This window comes from Streptomyces sp. NPDC059255 (assembly GCF_042752355.1).
In the GTDB taxonomy this organism is placed as follows: Bacteria; Actinomycetota; Actinomycetes; order Streptomycetales; family Streptomycetaceae; genus Streptomyces.
In genome coordinates this window covers 126288-140512 of record NZ_JBHYZP010000007.1, presented here as the reverse complement: position 1 = coordinate 140512, position 14225 = coordinate 126288, and the positions used below count along the sequence as shown (strand labels likewise).

At 70.2% G+C, this 14225-nt stretch carries 16 protein-coding genes; 4 read left to right on the top strand and 12 right to left on the bottom strand.

What is annotated here, in order from left to right:
• The first annotated feature begins 87 nt into the window (after positions 1 to 87).
• Positions 88 to 1059, top strand: coding sequence for an aldo/keto reductase (locus ACFXKG_RS12260; RefSeq protein WP_384836217.1), 972 nt, complete (start codon positions 88 to 90; stop codon positions 1057 to 1059).
• On the opposite strand, the gene ACFXKG_RS12255 is transcribed toward ACFXKG_RS12260, so the two are convergent.
• The 9 genes from ACFXKG_RS12255 to ACFXKG_RS12215 all read right to left on the bottom strand — a co-directional run bounded on the left by ACFXKG_RS12255 (position 1023) and on the right by ACFXKG_RS12215 (position 8138).
• Entirely contained in the window at positions 1023 to 1304 is a 282-nt protein-coding gene (locus tag ACFXKG_RS12255; RefSeq protein WP_384836214.1) for a DUF397 domain-containing protein, read from the bottom strand. The genes ACFXKG_RS12260 and ACFXKG_RS12255 overlap by 37 nt on opposite strands.
• Positions 1305 to 1466: 162 nt before the next feature.
• Complete coding sequence (locus tag ACFXKG_RS12250; protein ID WP_365808662.1) at positions 1467 to 1805, bottom strand: metal-sulfur cluster assembly factor; 339 nt, start codon at positions 1803 to 1805, stop codon at positions 1467 to 1469.
• Positions 1802 to 2266 carry a Fe-S cluster assembly sulfur transfer protein SufU gene (sufU, locus tag ACFXKG_RS12245; RefSeq protein ID WP_382889354.1) on the bottom strand — a complete coding sequence of 155 codons (465 nt, stop codon included), beginning with the start codon at positions 2264 to 2266 and terminating at the stop codon, positions 1802 to 1804. The genes ACFXKG_RS12250 and sufU overlap by 4 nt, the downstream gene beginning before the upstream one ends.
• A 22-nt stretch (positions 2267 to 2288) precedes the next feature.
• Complete coding sequence (locus ACFXKG_RS12240) at positions 2289 to 3545, bottom strand: cysteine desulfurase (RefSeq protein WP_382889352.1); 1257 nt, start codon at positions 3543 to 3545, stop codon at positions 2289 to 2291.
• Entirely contained in the window at positions 3542 to 4306 is a 765-nt protein-coding gene (gene sufC / locus ACFXKG_RS12235) for a Fe-S cluster assembly ATPase SufC (RefSeq protein WP_382889350.1), read from the bottom strand. Before sufC ends, ACFXKG_RS12240 begins: the two co-directional genes overlap by 4 nt.
• 7 nt (positions 4307 to 4313) lie before the next feature.
• Positions 4314 to 4631 (bottom strand): non-heme iron oxygenase ferredoxin subunit, encoded by a 318-nt coding sequence (locus ACFXKG_RS12230; protein WP_384836209.1) that lies wholly within the window; start codon positions 4629 to 4631, stop codon positions 4314 to 4316.
• Positions 4631 to 5812 carry a Fe-S cluster assembly protein SufD gene (gene sufD / locus ACFXKG_RS12225; RefSeq protein WP_384836206.1) on the bottom strand — a complete coding sequence of 394 codons (1182 nt, stop codon included), beginning with the start codon at positions 5810 to 5812 and terminating at the stop codon, positions 4631 to 4633. Before sufD ends, ACFXKG_RS12230 begins: the two co-directional genes overlap by 1 nt.
• 140 nt (positions 5813 to 5952) lie before the next feature.
• Positions 5953 to 7374 (bottom strand): Fe-S cluster assembly protein SufB, encoded by a 1422-nt coding sequence (gene sufB, locus ACFXKG_RS12220; protein ID WP_384836203.1) that lies wholly within the window; start codon positions 7372 to 7374, stop codon positions 5953 to 5955.
• Complete coding sequence (locus ACFXKG_RS12215) at positions 7371 to 8138, bottom strand: helix-turn-helix transcriptional regulator (protein ID WP_384836200.1); 768 nt, start codon at positions 8136 to 8138, stop codon at positions 7371 to 7373. The genes sufB and ACFXKG_RS12215 overlap by 4 nt, the downstream gene beginning before the upstream one ends.
• 179 nt (positions 8139 to 8317) lie before the next feature.
• On the opposite strand from ACFXKG_RS12215, the gene ACFXKG_RS12210 reads away from it, so the two are divergent.
• The 3 genes from ACFXKG_RS12210 to ACFXKG_RS12200 all read left to right on the top strand — a co-directional run bounded on the left by ACFXKG_RS12210 (position 8318) and on the right by ACFXKG_RS12200 (position 11215).
• Positions 8318 to 9301, top strand: coding sequence for an ABC transporter ATP-binding protein (locus ACFXKG_RS12210; protein ID WP_384836197.1), 984 nt, complete (start codon positions 8318 to 8320; stop codon positions 9299 to 9301).
• Positions 9298 to 10101, top strand: a complete 804-nt coding sequence (locus ACFXKG_RS12205) for an ABC transporter permease (RefSeq protein WP_384836194.1) — start codon at positions 9298 to 9300, stop codon at positions 10099 to 10101. The genes ACFXKG_RS12210 and ACFXKG_RS12205 overlap by 4 nt, the downstream gene beginning before the upstream one ends.
• A gap of 145 nt (positions 10102 to 10246) precedes the next feature.
• The gene (locus ACFXKG_RS12200; protein ID WP_384836191.1) at positions 10247 to 11215 is read left to right on the top strand and encodes a heme A synthase; all 969 of its coding nucleotides are present in this window, start codon (positions 10247 to 10249) and stop codon (positions 11213 to 11215) included.
• A 26-nt stretch (positions 11216 to 11241) separates the two neighbouring features.
• Here ACFXKG_RS12200 and ACFXKG_RS12195 read toward each other — a convergent pair whose 3' ends face one another.
• From ACFXKG_RS12195 to ACFXKG_RS12185, 3 genes are all read right to left on the bottom strand, one after another.
• On the bottom strand, positions 11242 to 12348 hold the full coding sequence (locus ACFXKG_RS12195) for an amidohydrolase (RefSeq protein ID WP_384836188.1): 1107 nt from the start codon (positions 12346 to 12348) through the stop codon (positions 11242 to 11244).
• Between the two features lie 259 nt (positions 12349 to 12607).
• Positions 12608 to 13024, bottom strand: a complete 417-nt coding sequence (locus tag ACFXKG_RS12190) for a hypothetical protein (RefSeq protein WP_384836185.1) — start codon at positions 13022 to 13024, stop codon at positions 12608 to 12610.
• Between the two features lie 119 nt (positions 13025 to 13143).
• Positions 13144 to 14097, bottom strand: a complete 954-nt coding sequence (locus ACFXKG_RS12185; protein WP_382889331.1) for a heme o synthase — start codon at positions 14095 to 14097, stop codon at positions 13144 to 13146.
• Between the last annotated feature and the right edge of the window lie 128 nt (positions 14098 to 14225).

Below are 14225 nucleotides of genomic sequence, written 5' to 3'. Positions count from 1 at the left end.
GCGAATGCAGTTCAGTACCGACAGGTCTTGATGTGCTAGCGTTCTGCACCGACCGGTACTTAATTGATGGGAAGGGAAGTCCGCGCCATGAAAACCGTTTCGCTCGGCAGCCTCAAGGTCTCGCGCATCGGTCTCGGAGCCATGGGAATGTCGGCGTTCTACACCGGCGCCGGCCAGTTCGACGACGAGTCGATCCGCACGATCCACCGCGCTCTGGACCTCGGGGTCACCCATATCGACACCGCTGAGGGGTACGGCCCCTTCATCAACGAGGGGCTGGTCGGCCGGGCCCTGCAGGGGCGCCGGGACGAGGTGGTGCTGGCGACCAAGTTCGGACTGATCTCCCACACCGGTGTCACGTCCCCGGACAGCACCCCGGCCAACATCCGCCTGGCCGTGGAGGGATCACTGAAGCGCCTGGGTACCGACCACCTCGACCTCTACTACCAGCACCGGGTGGACCCCGGCACGCCCATCGAAGAGACCGTTGGCGCGCTGGCCGAACTGGTGGCCGAAGGCAAGATCCGCCACATCGGCCTGTCGGAGGCCGGCCCCGCCACGATCCGCCGCGCTCACGCCGTGCATCCGGTCACCGCGGTCCAGTCCGAATACTCCCTGTGGACCCGCGACCCGGAGGCCGAGATCCTGCCTGTCCTGCGCGAACTGGGTATCGGCTTCGTGCCGTACTCCCCGCTTGGCCGCGGCTTCCTGACCGGCAACATCCGCTCCCTGAACGATCTTGACGCCGACGACTGGCGCCGTACCAACCACCGCTTCGCCGACGGCAACCTGGAACGCAACCTGCGCATCGTCGACGAGGTCCGGGCCGTGGCCGCCGAGATCGACACCACGCCCGCGCAGGTCGCCTTGGCCTGGCTGCTCGCCCAGGGTGACGACATCGCGCCCATCCCCGGCACCAAGCGAGTCGCCCGGCTGGAGGAGAACGCCGCCGCCGACCACATCGAGCTCACCGCCGGCCACGTCGCCCGCCTGAACGACCTGCCCCGGGCCTCCGGCGAGCGCTACGACGCGGACAACATGGCCGCCATCGACCGCTGATCGAAACACGAGGACAGAAGCTGTCGAACACCGCACCGGCAGCGATCCGGGCACCGGTGCAGCACGGCTTCGCCCACCTCGAAAACTGGCGCGTGCTCGGCACAGTCCGCACCGACCCGACCTGGGCGACCGCCCTGGTCAGGGCCCTGACCACCGAATACGGCCAGTTCAACACAGTTGTTGTCCCCACCGCTGTACGAGCTCTTACGCCACCGGGCACGGGGAAGGTCGAGTTCGCGGTTCACCGAGGCAGCTCCTCGTGGCCGTAGCCGCTTCACTTCACCACCGGCAACGGGCCGACGCGGAAGGCCCCACGACCGGTCGCCGGTCGTGGGGCCTTCGGGAACGCCAGTGGGACGGCACCCATGGAACGGCGCCAAAAGGACAGCCCCAGTGGGACGGAACGCTCAGACGTTGAAGCCCAGCGCGCGCAGCTGCTCGCGGCCGTCGTCCGTGATCTTGTCCGGGCCCCACGGGGGCATCCAGACCCAGTTGATCTTCAGCTCGTTGACGATGCCGTCCGTCGCCGCCTTGGCCTGGTCCTCGATCACATCGGTCAGCGGGCAGGCCGCCGACGTCAGGGTCATGTCGAGGGTGGCGATGTTCGCGTCGTCGATGTGGATGCCGTAGATCAGCCCGAGGTTGACGACGTCGATACCCAGTTCGGGGTCGACGACGTCGTACAGGGCCTCACGGACCTCGTCCTCCGAGGCCGGCTTCATGGTCAGGGTCTCGTTCTCGCTCATGCCGTCTCCTTCGTCGCGCTGTCGCCCAGAGCCTGGGCCGTCGCGTCCTTCCACGCCATCCAGCTCAGCAGGGCGCACTTCACTCGGGCGGGGTACTTCGAGACGCCGGAGAACGCGATCGCGTCCTCCAGCAGCTCCTCCATCGCGTCGTCCGGCTCCAGCTGGCCCTTGGACTGCATCAGTTCCAGGAAGGCGCCCTGGATCTTCCGCGCCTCCGCCAGTTCCTTGCCCACCAGCAGATCGTTGAGCACGGACGCGCTGGCCTGGCTGATCGAGCAGCCCTGCCCCTCGTACGAGACGTCCGCGATCAGCGAGCCCTCGTACCGCACCCGCAGCGTGATCTCGTCGCCGCACGTCGGATTGACATGGTGCACCTCGGCGTCGCCGTCCCGCAGGCCGCGCCCGTGGGGGTGCTTGTAGTGGTCCAGGATGACGTCCTGGTACATGGAATCCAGCTTCACGGACAGCCAGCCCTTCTCGTCCTCATCCGAAGAAGTTACGGACGTGCTCCAGCCCCTCGACCAGGGCGTCGACCTCGGCCGGAGTGGAGTACAGATAGAAAGACGCCCGTGTCGTCGCGGGAATTCCGTACCGCAGGCAGACCGGCCGCGCGCAGTGGTGGCCGACCCGGACCGCGATGCCCTGCTCGTCCAGGACCTGGCCCACGTCGTGCGGGTGGATGTCACCCAGCGTGAACGAGATCGTGGCGCCCCGGTCCTCGGCCGTCGTCGGGCCGATGATCCGCAGGTCGGGGACTTCCAGCAGCCGCTGGACCGCGTATTCGGTGATCGCGTGCTCATGCGCGGCGATCTTGTCCATGCCGATCGCGGCGAGGTAGTCCACGGCCGCGCCGAGGCCGACGGCCTGGGCGATCGGGGGCGTACCCGCCTCGAACTTGTGCGGCGCGGGGGCGTACGTCGACGAGTGCATCGAGACGGTCTCGATCATCTCGCCGCCGCCGAGGAACGGCGGCAGGTCCTCCAGCAGCTCCTGCCGGCCCCAGAGCACGCCGATCCCGGTCGGGCCGACCATCTTGTGGCCGGTGAACGCCACGAAGTCGGCCTGGAGCGCCTGGACGTCCAGCACCTGGTGCGGGGCGGCCTGCGAGGCGTCGATGCAGACCAGCGCGCCGACCTCCTGGGCGCGGCGGACGATCGCCTCGACCGGGTTCTGGGTGCCCAGGATGTTGGAGACCAGCACGAAGGAGACGATCTTCGTCTTCTCGGTGATGATCTCGTTGAGGTTCGACAGGTCGAGACGGCCCTCGTCGGTGATGCCGAACCACTTCAGCTTCGCGCCGGTGCGCTGCGCGAGCAGCTGCCACGGCACGATGTTGGAGTGGTGCTCCATCTCCGTGATGACGATCTCGGTCTCGTGGTCGACCCGGTAGGGCTCGTCGGCCCAGCCGAGCATGTTGGCCACGAGGTTCAGCGACTCGGAGGCGTTCTTGGTGAAGATCACCTCGTCGCGGCTGGGTGCGTTGATGAAGGCGGCGATCCGGTCGCGGGCGCCTTCGTACAGCGCCGTGGCCTCCTCGGCGACGGTGTACACGCCGCGGTGGACATTCGCGTTGTGCCGCTCGTAGTACTGACTCAGCGCGTCGAGTACCTGGCGCGGCTTCTGCGAGGTCGCTGCGGAGTCCAGGTACACGAGCTTCTTGCCGTCATGGATCACCCGGTCCAGGATCGGGAAGTCCTTACGGATCGCCTCGGTGTCGAGAAGGCCCGGCAACTGTGTCACGCGGTGACGCCACCCTTCACGTATGCCTCGTAGCCCTCGTTCTCCAGCTTGTCGGCCAGCTCCGCACCGCCGGACTCGGCGATCCGGCCCTGCGCGAAGACATGCACGAAGTCGGGCTTGATGTAGCGGAGAATCCGCGTGTAGTGCGTGATCAGCAGGGTGCCGACCTCGCCGGTCCCCCGGACGCGGTTGACGCCCTCGGAGACGACCCGCAGCGCGTCCACGTCGAGGCCGGAATCGGTCTCGTCCAGGACGGCGATCTTGGGCTTGAGCAGTTCGAGCTGGAGGATCTCGTGGCGCTTCTTCTCGCCGCCGGAGAAGCCCTCGTTCACGTTGCGCTCGGCGAAGGCGGGGTCCATCTGGAGGCGCTCCATGGTCTCCCGGACCTCCTTCACCCAGGTGCGCAGCTTGGGGGCCTCGCCGCGCACGGCGGTGGCGGAGGTGCGCAGGAAGTTGGAGACCGAGACGCCGGGGACCTCGACGGGGTACTGCATCGCGAGGAAGAGACCGGCGCGGGCGCGCTCGTCGGCGGTCATCTCCAGCAGGTTCTCGCCGTCCAGCGTGGCGGTGCCCCCGGTGATCGTGTACTTGGGGTGGCCCGCGAGGGAGTACGCGAGAGTCGACTTGCCGGAGCCGTTGGGGCCCATGATGGCGTGCGTCTCGCCCTGCTTGACGGTCAGGTCGACGCCCTTGAGGATCTCGCGGGCGCCGTTCTCCGCCTCGACGGAGACGTGCAGGTCGTGGATTTCAAGCGTTGCCATGGGTGACTCAGGACTCCTGGGTGACGGAGACGAGCACATCGTCCCCTTGGATCTGTACGGGGTATACGGGGACGGGGCGCGTCGCGGGAAGACCGGACGGCTTTCCGGTACGGAGGTCGAAGCGGGAACCGTGCAGCCAGCACTCGATCGTGCAGTCGTCCACCTCGCCCTCCGAGAGGGAGACGTTGGCGTGCGAGCAGATGTCGTTGACCGCGAACACCTCGCCCCCGGTGCGCACGAGGGCGACCGGCGTGCCGTCGAGTTCCACCCTCTTGGGGGTGTCCTCCTCCAGCTCGCCGAGCGCGCAGACACGGACGAAGGTCATCAGACGGACGCCTCCAGTTCCGTCTCGATCTTGGCCAGCAGGCGCTCCTCGACGTCCGGCAGTCCGATCTGCTGGACCAGCTCGGCGAAGAAGCCGCGGACGACGAGGCGGCGGGCCTCGGTCTCCGGGATGCCGCGGGCCATCAGGTAGAAGAGCTGCTCGTCGTCGAACCGGCCGGTGGCCGAGGCGTGACCGGCGCCGGCGATCTCACCGGTCTCGATCTCCAGGTTCGGTACGGAGTCGACCCGCGCGCCGTCCGTGAGGACCAGGTTGCGGTTCATCTCGTACGTGTCGGTGCCCTCGGCCTGGACGCGGATGACGACGTCACCGATCCAGACGGCGTGGGCGTCGGCGCCCTGGAGCGCTCCCTTGTAGACGGCGTTGGACTTGCAGTGCGGGGCGTTGTGGTCGACCAGGAGGCGGTGCTCCTGGTGCTGGCCCTGGTCGGTGAAGTAGAGGCCGAACAGCTCGGCCTCGCCGCCGGGGCCCGCGTACTGCACGCGCGGGTGGAGCCGTACGACATCGCCGCCGAAGGTGACGACGATGGACTTGAACGAGGCGTCGCGGCCGACCAGCGCGTTGTGCTGGCCGACGTGGACGGCCTTGTCGTCCCAGTCCTGGACGGAGACGACGGTGAGCTTGGCGCCGTCGCCGATCAGGTAGTCGACGTTGGCGGCGAGCACCGCGTCGCCGGTGTGGTCGATGACCACGACCGCCTCGGCGAAGGCGCCCAGCTCGACGACCTGGTGGCCGTAGGCGGTGCCGCCCGCGCCGTGGACGGCGATCCGGATCGGCTCGGCGACGACGGTCTCCTTGGGCACCGAGACGACGGACGCCTTCTCGAACGAGGAGTACGCCTGGGCGGCGACCCGGTCCACCGGGGTGCCCGCCCTGCCGATCCGCGCGTCGTCGCGGCCCACGGTCTCGACGGTGACGCCCTCGGGGGCGCTCACCTCGACCGTGACGCCGCCGTCCACCGCGACGGCGGTGCCGTCGTGCAGCCCGCGCAGCCGCTCCAGCGGCGTGAACCGCCACTCCTCCTCGCGGCCGTGCGGGACGGGGAAGTCCGCCACGTCGAAGGACGGGGGCGCACTCATGCGCGTGGCGACGGTCGACTCGGCGGCCACCGCGATCGATCCGGCGGTCGTGGAGCCCGCCGGAATGTTCTGAGCCTCAGCCATGGCTGTCGTCGTGCTCTCTCTCTGCCTCTGCGTAAGGAAATCGGTCCGCTGCTCCGGTACGCCGATCCGGTCGTACGGGCCGCGGGGTCCTGCTCCGTCGGGCCGGCCGGCCCGACGGAATGACCCGGACTGGTGGGCGGCTAGCCGACGGAGCCTTCCATCTGGAGCTCGATCAGCCGGTTCAGTTCCAGCGCGTACTCCATGGGCAGCTCCTTGGCGATCGGCTCGACGAAGCCGCGCACGATCATCGCCATCGCCTCGAACTCGGAGAGACCGCGGCTCATCAGGTAGAAGAGCTGGTCCTCGGAGACCTTGGAGACGGTCGCCTCGTGGCCCATCGACACGTCGTCCTCGCGGACGTCGACGTACGGGTACGTGTCGGAGCGCGAGATGGTGTCGACGAGCAGCGCGTCGCAGAGCACGTTGGACTTGGAGCCCTCGGCGCCCTCGCCGATCTCGATCAGACCGCGGTAGGAGGTACGGCCACCGCCGCGCGCCACCGACTTGGAGACGATGTTCGACGAGGTGTTGGGGGCCATGTGGACCATCTTGGCGCCCGCGTCCTGGTGCTGGCCCTCGCCCGCGAAGGCGATGGAGAGCGTCTCGCCCTTGGCGTGCTCGCCCATCAGGTAGACGGCCGGGTACTTCATCGTGACCTTGGAGCCGATGTTGCCGTCGACCCACTCCATGGTCGCGCCCTCGTACGCCACGGCACGCTTGGTGACCAGGTTGTAGACGTTGTTCGACCAGTTCTGGATCGTCGTGTAGCGGCAGCGGCCGCCCTTCTTGACGATGATCTCGACGACGGCGCTGTGCAGCGAGTCCGAGGAGTAGATCGGGGCGGTGCAGCCCTCGACGTAGTGGACGTAGGCGTCCTCGTCGACGATGATCAGCGTCCGCTCGAACTGGCCCATGTTCTCCGTGTTGATACGGAAGTAGGCCTGGAGCGGGATGTCGACCTGCACGCCCTTCGGCACGTAGATGAACGATCCGCCGGACCACACGGCCGAGTTCAGCGACGCGAACTTGTTGTCGCCGACCGGGATGACCGTGCCGAAGTACTCCTGGAAGAGCTCCGGGTGCTCCTTCAGCGCGGTGTCGGTGTCGAGGAAGATGACGCCCTGTTCCTCCAGGTCCTCACGGATCTGGTGGTAGACGACCTCCGACTCGTACTGGGCGGCGACACCGGCCACGAGGCGCTGCTTCTCCGCCTCCGGGATGCCGAGCTTGTCGTACGTGTTCTTGATGTCCTCCGGCAGTTCCTCCCACGAAGCGGCCTGCTTCTCGGTGGAGCGGACGAAGTACTTGATGTTGTCGAAGTCGATGCCCGACAGGTCGGAGCCCCAGTTCGGCATGGGCTTCTTGTCGAACAGCCGCAGACCCTTGAGCCGCAGCTTCAGCATCCACTCCGGCTCGTTCTTCTTCTCCGAGATGTCGCGCACGACAGCCTCGGAGAGGCCGCGCTTGGCCGCGGCGCCGGCGGCGTCGGAGTCCGCCCAGCCGAATTCGTACGTACCCAGGCCTTCGAGCTCAGGATGGGCAGTCTCGGTGGGGAGCGTCATGCGGGGTTCCTCCCGGCTGTGCTTTCGGATGCGTGATCGGTGGTCTGTGGGGTGGCTGTCTGGGGGGTAGCTGGGGCGGCGCGCGGAATGAAGGTCGTGCACACGCCGTCGCCGTGGGCGATGGTGGCGAGCCGTTGCACATGTGTCCCGAGAAGCTGGGAGAAGAACTCCGTCTCCGCCTCGCAGAGCTGCGGGAACTTCTGGGCGACATGTGCGACCGGGCAGTGGTGCTGGCAGAGCTGCTCGCCCTGCTGGCCGGGAGCGCCGCGCGCCGTAGCAGCGTACCCGTCGGCGCTCAGCGCCTTCGCGAGCGCCTCGGTGCGCCCGCCGGGCCCGGCGTCGTCGACCGACTTCCGGTAGCTCTCGGCCTGGGCGGCGATCCGGGCCCGGGCGAAGGCGGCGACGGCCGCCTCACCCTGCGCCCCGCCGCCGGCGGAGGCCGCGATCCACTTCAGCGCGTCGGCGGCGAGCTGGTCGTAGGACTGGTCGAAGGCGTCCCGGCCGCAGTCGGTCAGGGCGAACACCTTGGCGGGCCTGCCGCGCCCGCGCGAGCCGTAGACCCGCTGGTCGCGCGGCTCCACCACGGAATCGGCGGCCAGCGCGTCGAGATGCCGGCGGACGGCCGCCTGGGTGAGCCCGAGGCGCTTCGCCAGGTCGGAGACGGTGGAAGGGCCGTGGTCCAGGATGGAGCGCGCGACCCGGTTGCGAGTGGAGTGCTCACCGGTCGCGAGTTCCTCCTGCGGAGCCTCGCCCACGTATTTCACAACGCCATTGTTGCGTAATTCCTTCGGCGCTGACAACCGAGGTGACGGACGGCCTCCGGTGCCCTTCATCACTTAGGGTCACCTAAGCAAGGTTGGTTCCGGCCCTCCTGGCGCCCTTTTCACCCACCTCACGCCCCCGCCGGGCCGGGGTGCCCACCGCCCTGCCTACACTTCCCGGCATGCGCAGCGTCTTCCCGGGCGGCCCCCTGCCCGACAGCGGCACGACCTCGGGCCCGCCCCCGGGAACACCCCTCGTGGAGGTCCGTGGCCTGGTCAAACGGTACGGCACCACCACCGCCGTGAACGGCCTCGACCTGGTGGTACGGGCCGGTACGGTCACCGCGGTCCTCGGTCCCAACGGCGCCGGCAAGACCACCACCGTCGAGACCTGCGAGGGGTACCGGGTGCCCGACGCGGGCTCGGTACGGGTCCTCGGTCTCGACCCGGTCGCGGACGCCGCCGCGCTGCGCCCGCGCATCGGCGTGATGCTTCAGTCGGGCGGCGTGTACTCGGGCGCCCGTGCCGACGAGATGCTCCGCCACATGGCCCGGCTGCACGCCCACCCGCTCGACGTGGACGCCCTGATCGAACGGCTCGGCCTCGGCGGCTGCGGCCGGACGACGTACCGGCGGCTCTCCGGCGGCCAGCAGCAGCGGCTCGCACTGGCGCTGGCCGTCGTCGGCCGCCCCGAGCTGGTCTTCCTGGACGAGCCGACCGCCGGACTCGACCCGCAGGCCCGCCGCGCCACCTGGGAACTGGTCCGCGAGCTGCGCGCCGACGGCGTCGGCGTGGTGCTGACCACGCACTTCATGGACGAGGCCGAGGAGCTCGCCGACGATGTCGTGATCATCGACGCGGGCCGGGTCATCGCCCAGGGCAGCCCCGAGGAGCTGTGCCGCGGCGGTGCGGAGAACACCCTGCGCTTCACCGGGCGCCCCGGGCTCGACCTCGGCTCGCTGCTGAAGGCGCTGCCCGACGGCTCCGAAGCCGCCGAGCTGTCGCCGGGCGCGTACCGCATCAGCGGCTCGGTCGACCCGCAGCTCCTGGCGACGGTGGCGTCCTGGTGCGCGCAGCACGGCGTCATGGCGGACGGGATCTCCGTCGAGCGGCACACCCTGGAGGACGTCTTCCTCGAACTGACCGGCAAGGAGCTGCGGCCATGAGCACGAGCACGGACGGCGCCGCGGGCGGGGGCGCGGGCAGGGGTACGTACGCCCCGGCGCCCGGCGCGGCGCCGCTGGCGCGCATGATCGCGGCGCAGACGGCGTTCGAGACGAAGCTGCTGCTGCGCAACGGCGAGCAGCTGCTGCTGACCGTGATCATCCCCTCGCTGCTGCTGGTGCTCTTCTCGACGGTCGACGTGGTCGACACGGGGAAGGGCGAGGCGGTCGACTTCCTCGCGCCGGGGGTGCTGGCGCTCGCGGTGATGTCCACGGCGTTCACCGGACAGGCCATCGCCACCGGCTTCGAGCGGCGGTACGGGGTGCTCAAGCGGCTCGCGGTGTCGCCGCTGCCGCGCTGGGCACTGATGACCGCGAAGACGTTCTCCGTGCTGGTCACGGAGGTCCTCCAGGTCGTGCTGCTGGCGGTGATCGCGCTGGGGCTGGGCTGGTCGCCGCAGGGCAACCCGCTCGGCGTGCTGCTGCTGCTCGTGCTCGGGACCGCCGCGTTCTCCGGGCTCGGGCTGCTGATGGCGGGCACGCTCAAGGCGGAGGCGACGCTGGCCGCCGCCAATCTGGTCTTCCTGCTGCTCCTGGTCGGCGGCGGGGTGATCGTGCCGCTGGACAAGTTCCCCGACGCGGCGCGCGCGGCGCTGGAGCTGCTGCCGATCTCGGCGCTCTCGGGCGGGCTGCGCGACATCCTGCAGCACGGTGCGGGGCTGGACTGGGGCGGTGTCGGGGTGCTGGCCGTCTGGGCCGTGCTCGGCCTGGGCGCGGCGGGCCGGCTCTTCCGCTGGGAGTAGGGGGCGGGGAGCGCCCGGCGGGCGGCCGCAGGAGTGTCGGGGGAACGGTTCCGGGAGCGTCGACGGCGCCTCCGGAAGCGGCGTCCACCTGCGTGAATGAGGCATACGTACCCCTCGTGAAATCCTGCACAAGCTCCGTCCTACGATGGTGGCCGTGTTGAACCCCCTCGCGTACATCGCCCAGCGCTGGACCCCCTCACCCCGTATGCTCCGGCGTGCCGCGCTCAGCGCCGTCGTGATGAGCGTGGTGATCATCGTGACCGGCGGCGCGGTCCGGCTGACCGGGTCCGGCCTCGGCTGCGACACCTGGCCCAAGTGCACGGACGACAGCCTCATCGCCACACCCGAGCAGGGGCTGCACGGCGCGATCGAGTTCGGCAACCGGATGCTGACGTACGTGCTGAGCGCGGCGGTCGGCTGGGCGATCATCGCGGCGCGCTCCGTCAAGCCCCGGCGGCGCGCTCTGAGCAGGCTCGCCTGGTCACAGTTCTGGCTCGTCATGTTCAACGGCGTCCTCGGCGGCATCACGGTCCTCACGGAGCTCAACCCGTGGACCGTCGCGGGCCACTTCCTGGCCGCCAGCGCCCTGCTCACGGTCACCACCCTCACCTGGCTGCGTACCCGCGAGGGCGACGGCGCGCCGCGCCCGCGCGTGCCGCGTCCGGTGCGCAAGCTCTCCTGGGCACTGGTCGTCTCGTCGGGGGTGCTCATCGCCGCGGGCACGCTGGTGACGGGCTCGGGGCGGCACGCGGGCGACAGCAGCGATGTGCCGCGAATGCCCTTCGACTACGTCACCGTCGCCCATGTGCACGCGGTGTTCGCCTGGGTCGTCTGCGCGCTGGCGGTCGCGATGTGGCTGGTGCTGCGGGTGGTGGACGCCCCGGCCGACACCCGGGCGCGCGCCCGCGATCTGCTGCTGGTGCTGCTCGCGCAGGGCGCCATCGGTTATGTGCAGTACTTCACCGACACCCCTGAGCTGTTGGTCGGTGCCCACATGCTCGGCTCGTGCGTGGTGTGGATCGCGGTACTGCGGGTCGCGGTCAGCATGCGGGAGCGTCCCCGTACGACGGCGGAGATCCCCGCCCAGGCTGACCAGACGCCCGCGACCGTCTGAGGCCGGTGGCCCTTACGGGGCCGGGCTCAGACCTCTGCGAGGCCGTGGACGCGGCGGGCGTTGCCCGCCGCGATCAGCCCGGCCACCCGCCGGGCGTCCGCCGCCGACCAGGCCCCGTCGCGCACCCAGCCGCCGAGGGCCCGCTCCAGCGCCACCCGGAAGACCCGGGCCCCCACCAGATGCAGCTCGGGCAGACCCCGCGCGCCGGTCGAGAAGAGCAGCTTCCCGAACGGCGCGCTCTCCAGCATCTCGGCCAGCACGCCCGCGGCCCCGGCACCCGTACGGGTGAGGACGGAGCCCAGGTCGACGTGGACCTGCGGGAAGAGGCCGGCCAGCAGCGCCGCGTCACGGTGGTACGGATACGTGTCCCGCAGCACGAGCGCGCCGCCGGTCCCGGCCGTGGCGGCGGCGAAGGGGTACGGGTCGGCCCCGCCGCCCGCGCCGAGGTGCAGCGGCAGCCCGGTGCGGACGGCGCTCCAGTGGAGGTGGCGCAGGAGTACGGGGTCGGTGAGCCCTCCGTCACCGGGGCCGCCGCGGGCGCGGGCGGAGAGCCAGCGGCCGGCCGCGCCGCGTACCTCCCCGGGCCCCGGCGGCTCGGGGTCGAGCGCGTGACCCGGGTGGGTCGTGGCGGCGGCGCTGAGGGCGGCGGCCGAGGCGGCGGCGGTGTGGACGGCCTCGGCGAGCCCGGTGAGGAAGGCGCCCACGCCGCCCGCGGTGGCGGCGACCCGCGCGGCGAGGGGTTCGAGCCGGACGATCTCCCGGCCGCAGGCCGCCCCCGCCGCGGCGGTCCCGGCGGCGCCGGTCAGCTCGCCGGCCGGGCTCGTGGCCCCGGGGCCCGTGTCGACCAGATAGGTGGAGATCCCCGTGGCGCGCAGCAGCCGCCGGGTGACCTCCGGGGTGCCGAGTTCCCGGCGGCGGGCGAGGTAGCGGGCCGGTGTGCAGTGCGGCTCCAGGCCGAGCAGCGGCGGGCACCAGCGCCGTACCGCCGCCCCGAGCTGGGTGTCGAAGAAGGTGGTGCCGGGGGCGGGCAGGGCGGCGGCCCCGCCGAGCTGGGCCTCGAAGGCGCCGAGCCCCAGCTCCGTGGTGAGTACGCCGTGGCAGTACTGGTCCACGAGGGACGCTGTCTCGATCATCGGGATTCCCGTCGTGGACCGTGGATCATGGACCGCATGACCGACTGAACCGGTGACCGACGGTCTGACGACCTGGTGCGCGACAACGAGCGGGCTCGCGACGCCAGGCCGTACTCCTACAGTCCTAACGGGTGAACCCGGGTTCCGGTGGCGTCTCGGGGATCTCTCCGGGAGCGCGCGGGGAGCATTTCAGGGGCGCACCCCTGGATCAGGGGCGCACCCCTGGATCAGGGGCGCACCGCCGGATCAGGGGCGCGCTTCAGGCGGGCCGGCGGTCGTCGGGCCGGCCGCCGAGCTGGAGTCCGGCCATCCGTCGCCACTCGTACGGTCCGGTGCGCACCTTGGCCGCGAACTCGCCGTCGAAGGAGTCGTGCACGGTGAGCCCGGCCCGCTCGGCCGCGGCGCTCGCGACCGCGTGCGTGGGGGCGACGAGATCGCCCCACGTGCCGTCCTCACCGACGAGCACGATCCGGGTGCCGGCCTGTCCCAGGTACGCGAGCTGTCCCTCGGCACCGCCGTGCTTCCCCGCGAAGGCGCCGATCTGCTTCGCGAGCCGGGCGGCCGTGCGCGCGGCGCGCGCCTCGTGCCGGCTCCGCGCGCGCTTGTCGACAGTCCCGCCGGTCCCACCGGTCCCGCCGTCGCCGCCGTTCTGATCTGCCTGCTGGGTCTCTGCCATGCACGGGATGCTACCGACGGGTAGATCAACTGGCGACGGGCGGGCCACGTGGCCTTGACCACGTACCCGCCCGTCACCGGAGAGTCTTTTACGCCCCGCACGAAGGCCAGGGGCGGCTGCTAACGGAGGAAGGGGTCCACCGCGACGGCCACGAAGAGCAGCGACACATAGGTGATGGACCAGTGGAACAGCCGCATCTCCTTGAGCTTGGCGCCCGACTCCCCGGCCTTGGCGCGCGACTGGAGCCCGTGCGCCTCCCAGAGCCAGAAGCCGCCGGACAGCAGCGCCACCACCGTGTAGAACCACCCGGTGTACCCCAGCGGCGTCAGCAGCAGCGAGACGCCGACCATCACCCAGCTGTAGAGGACGATCTGGCGGGCCACCACGCGGTTGGTCGCGACGACCGGCAGCATGGGGACGCCGGCCCGCTCGTAGTCCGCCTTCACGCGCATCGACAGCGGCCAGTAGTGCGGCGGGGTCCAGAAGAACATGACCAGGAAGAGGATGACCGCGGCCCAGGACATCGAGTTCGTCACGGCCGACCAGCCGATGAGCACCGGCATGCAGCCCGCGATCCCGCCCCAGACGATGTTCTGGGCGGTACGGCGCTTGAGGATCATCGTGTAGACGACGACGTAGAGAAGGAGCGCCCCCAACGAGAGTGCCGCGGACAGCCAGTTGACGAGAAACCCGAACCAGAGGGTCGATACGACCGTCAACGTCAGGCCGAAGACGAGTCCCTCACGCGGCGAGACCATTCCCGTGACAAGGGGGCGCTGCGACGTCCGGTCCATCAGCGCGTCGATGTCGCGGTCGATATACATGTTGAGCGCATTCGCGCCACCGGCGGAGAGGTAACCGCCAATACACGTAGTGAGCACCAGCAGCAGATTCGGTACGCCCTGCTGCGCCAGGAACATCACCGGAACGGTGGTGATCAGCAGCAGCTCGATGATCCGCGGCTTGGTCAGCATCACGAACGCCTTGACGCGGGCACCGAACGGCCGGTGGCCCCCCGAGCTCGGAGTCAAGGCGACCCCTGCGGGTCGGGACTCGACGGCCGTCACGCACACCCCTGACAGAGAAATCCCAGCAAGCATCCGGGCGTGAAGGCCCCGTAAAGACTTGCGCTTACCACGCCACTCTAGACGTTGCCCATATCGCGATTGCCGCCGGGGTCGGAGCGTGCGGACCCGTGTTG

What these genes read in the sequence shown, in the direction of transcription:
- ACFXKG_RS12260 (WP_384836217.1), top strand. Translation starts at nt 88, where the DNA reads ATGAAAACCGTTTCGCTCGGCAGCCTCAAGGTCTCGCGCATCGGTCTC.
- ACFXKG_RS12250 (WP_365808662.1), bottom strand. Translation starts at nt 1,805, where the DNA reads ATGAGCGAGAACGAGACCCTGACCATGAAGCCGGCCTCGGAGGACGAG.
- sufC (WP_382889350.1), bottom strand. Translation starts at nt 4,306, where the DNA reads ATGGCAACGCTTGAAATCCACGACCTGCACGTCTCCGTCGAGGCGGAG.
- ACFXKG_RS12230 (WP_384836209.1), bottom strand. Translation starts at nt 4,631, where the DNA reads ATGACCTTCGTCCGTGTCTGCGCGCTCGGCGAGCTGGAGGAGGACACC.
- sufD (WP_384836206.1), bottom strand. Translation starts at nt 5,812, where the DNA reads ATGGCTGAGGCTCAGAACATTCCGGCGGGCTCCACGACCGCCGGATCG.
- sufB (WP_384836203.1), bottom strand. Translation starts at nt 7,374, where the DNA reads ATGACGCTCCCCACCGAGACTGCCCATCCTGAGCTCGAAGGCCTGGGT.
- ACFXKG_RS12210 (WP_384836197.1), top strand. Translation starts at nt 8,318, where the DNA reads ATGCGCAGCGTCTTCCCGGGCGGCCCCCTGCCCGACAGCGGCACGACC.
- ACFXKG_RS12205 (WP_384836194.1), top strand. Translation starts at nt 9,298, where the DNA reads ATGAGCACGAGCACGGACGGCGCCGCGGGCGGGGGCGCGGGCAGGGGT.
- ACFXKG_RS12200 (WP_384836191.1), top strand. Translation starts at nt 10,247, where the DNA reads ATGGTGGCCGTGTTGAACCCCCTCGCGTACATCGCCCAGCGCTGGACC.
- ACFXKG_RS12195 (WP_384836188.1), bottom strand. Translation starts at nt 12,348, where the DNA reads ATGATCGAGACAGCGTCCCTCGTGGACCAGTACTGCCACGGCGTACTC.
- ACFXKG_RS12190 (WP_384836185.1), bottom strand. Translation starts at nt 13,024, where the DNA reads ATGGCAGAGACCCAGCAGGCAGATCAGAACGGCGGCGACGGCGGGACC.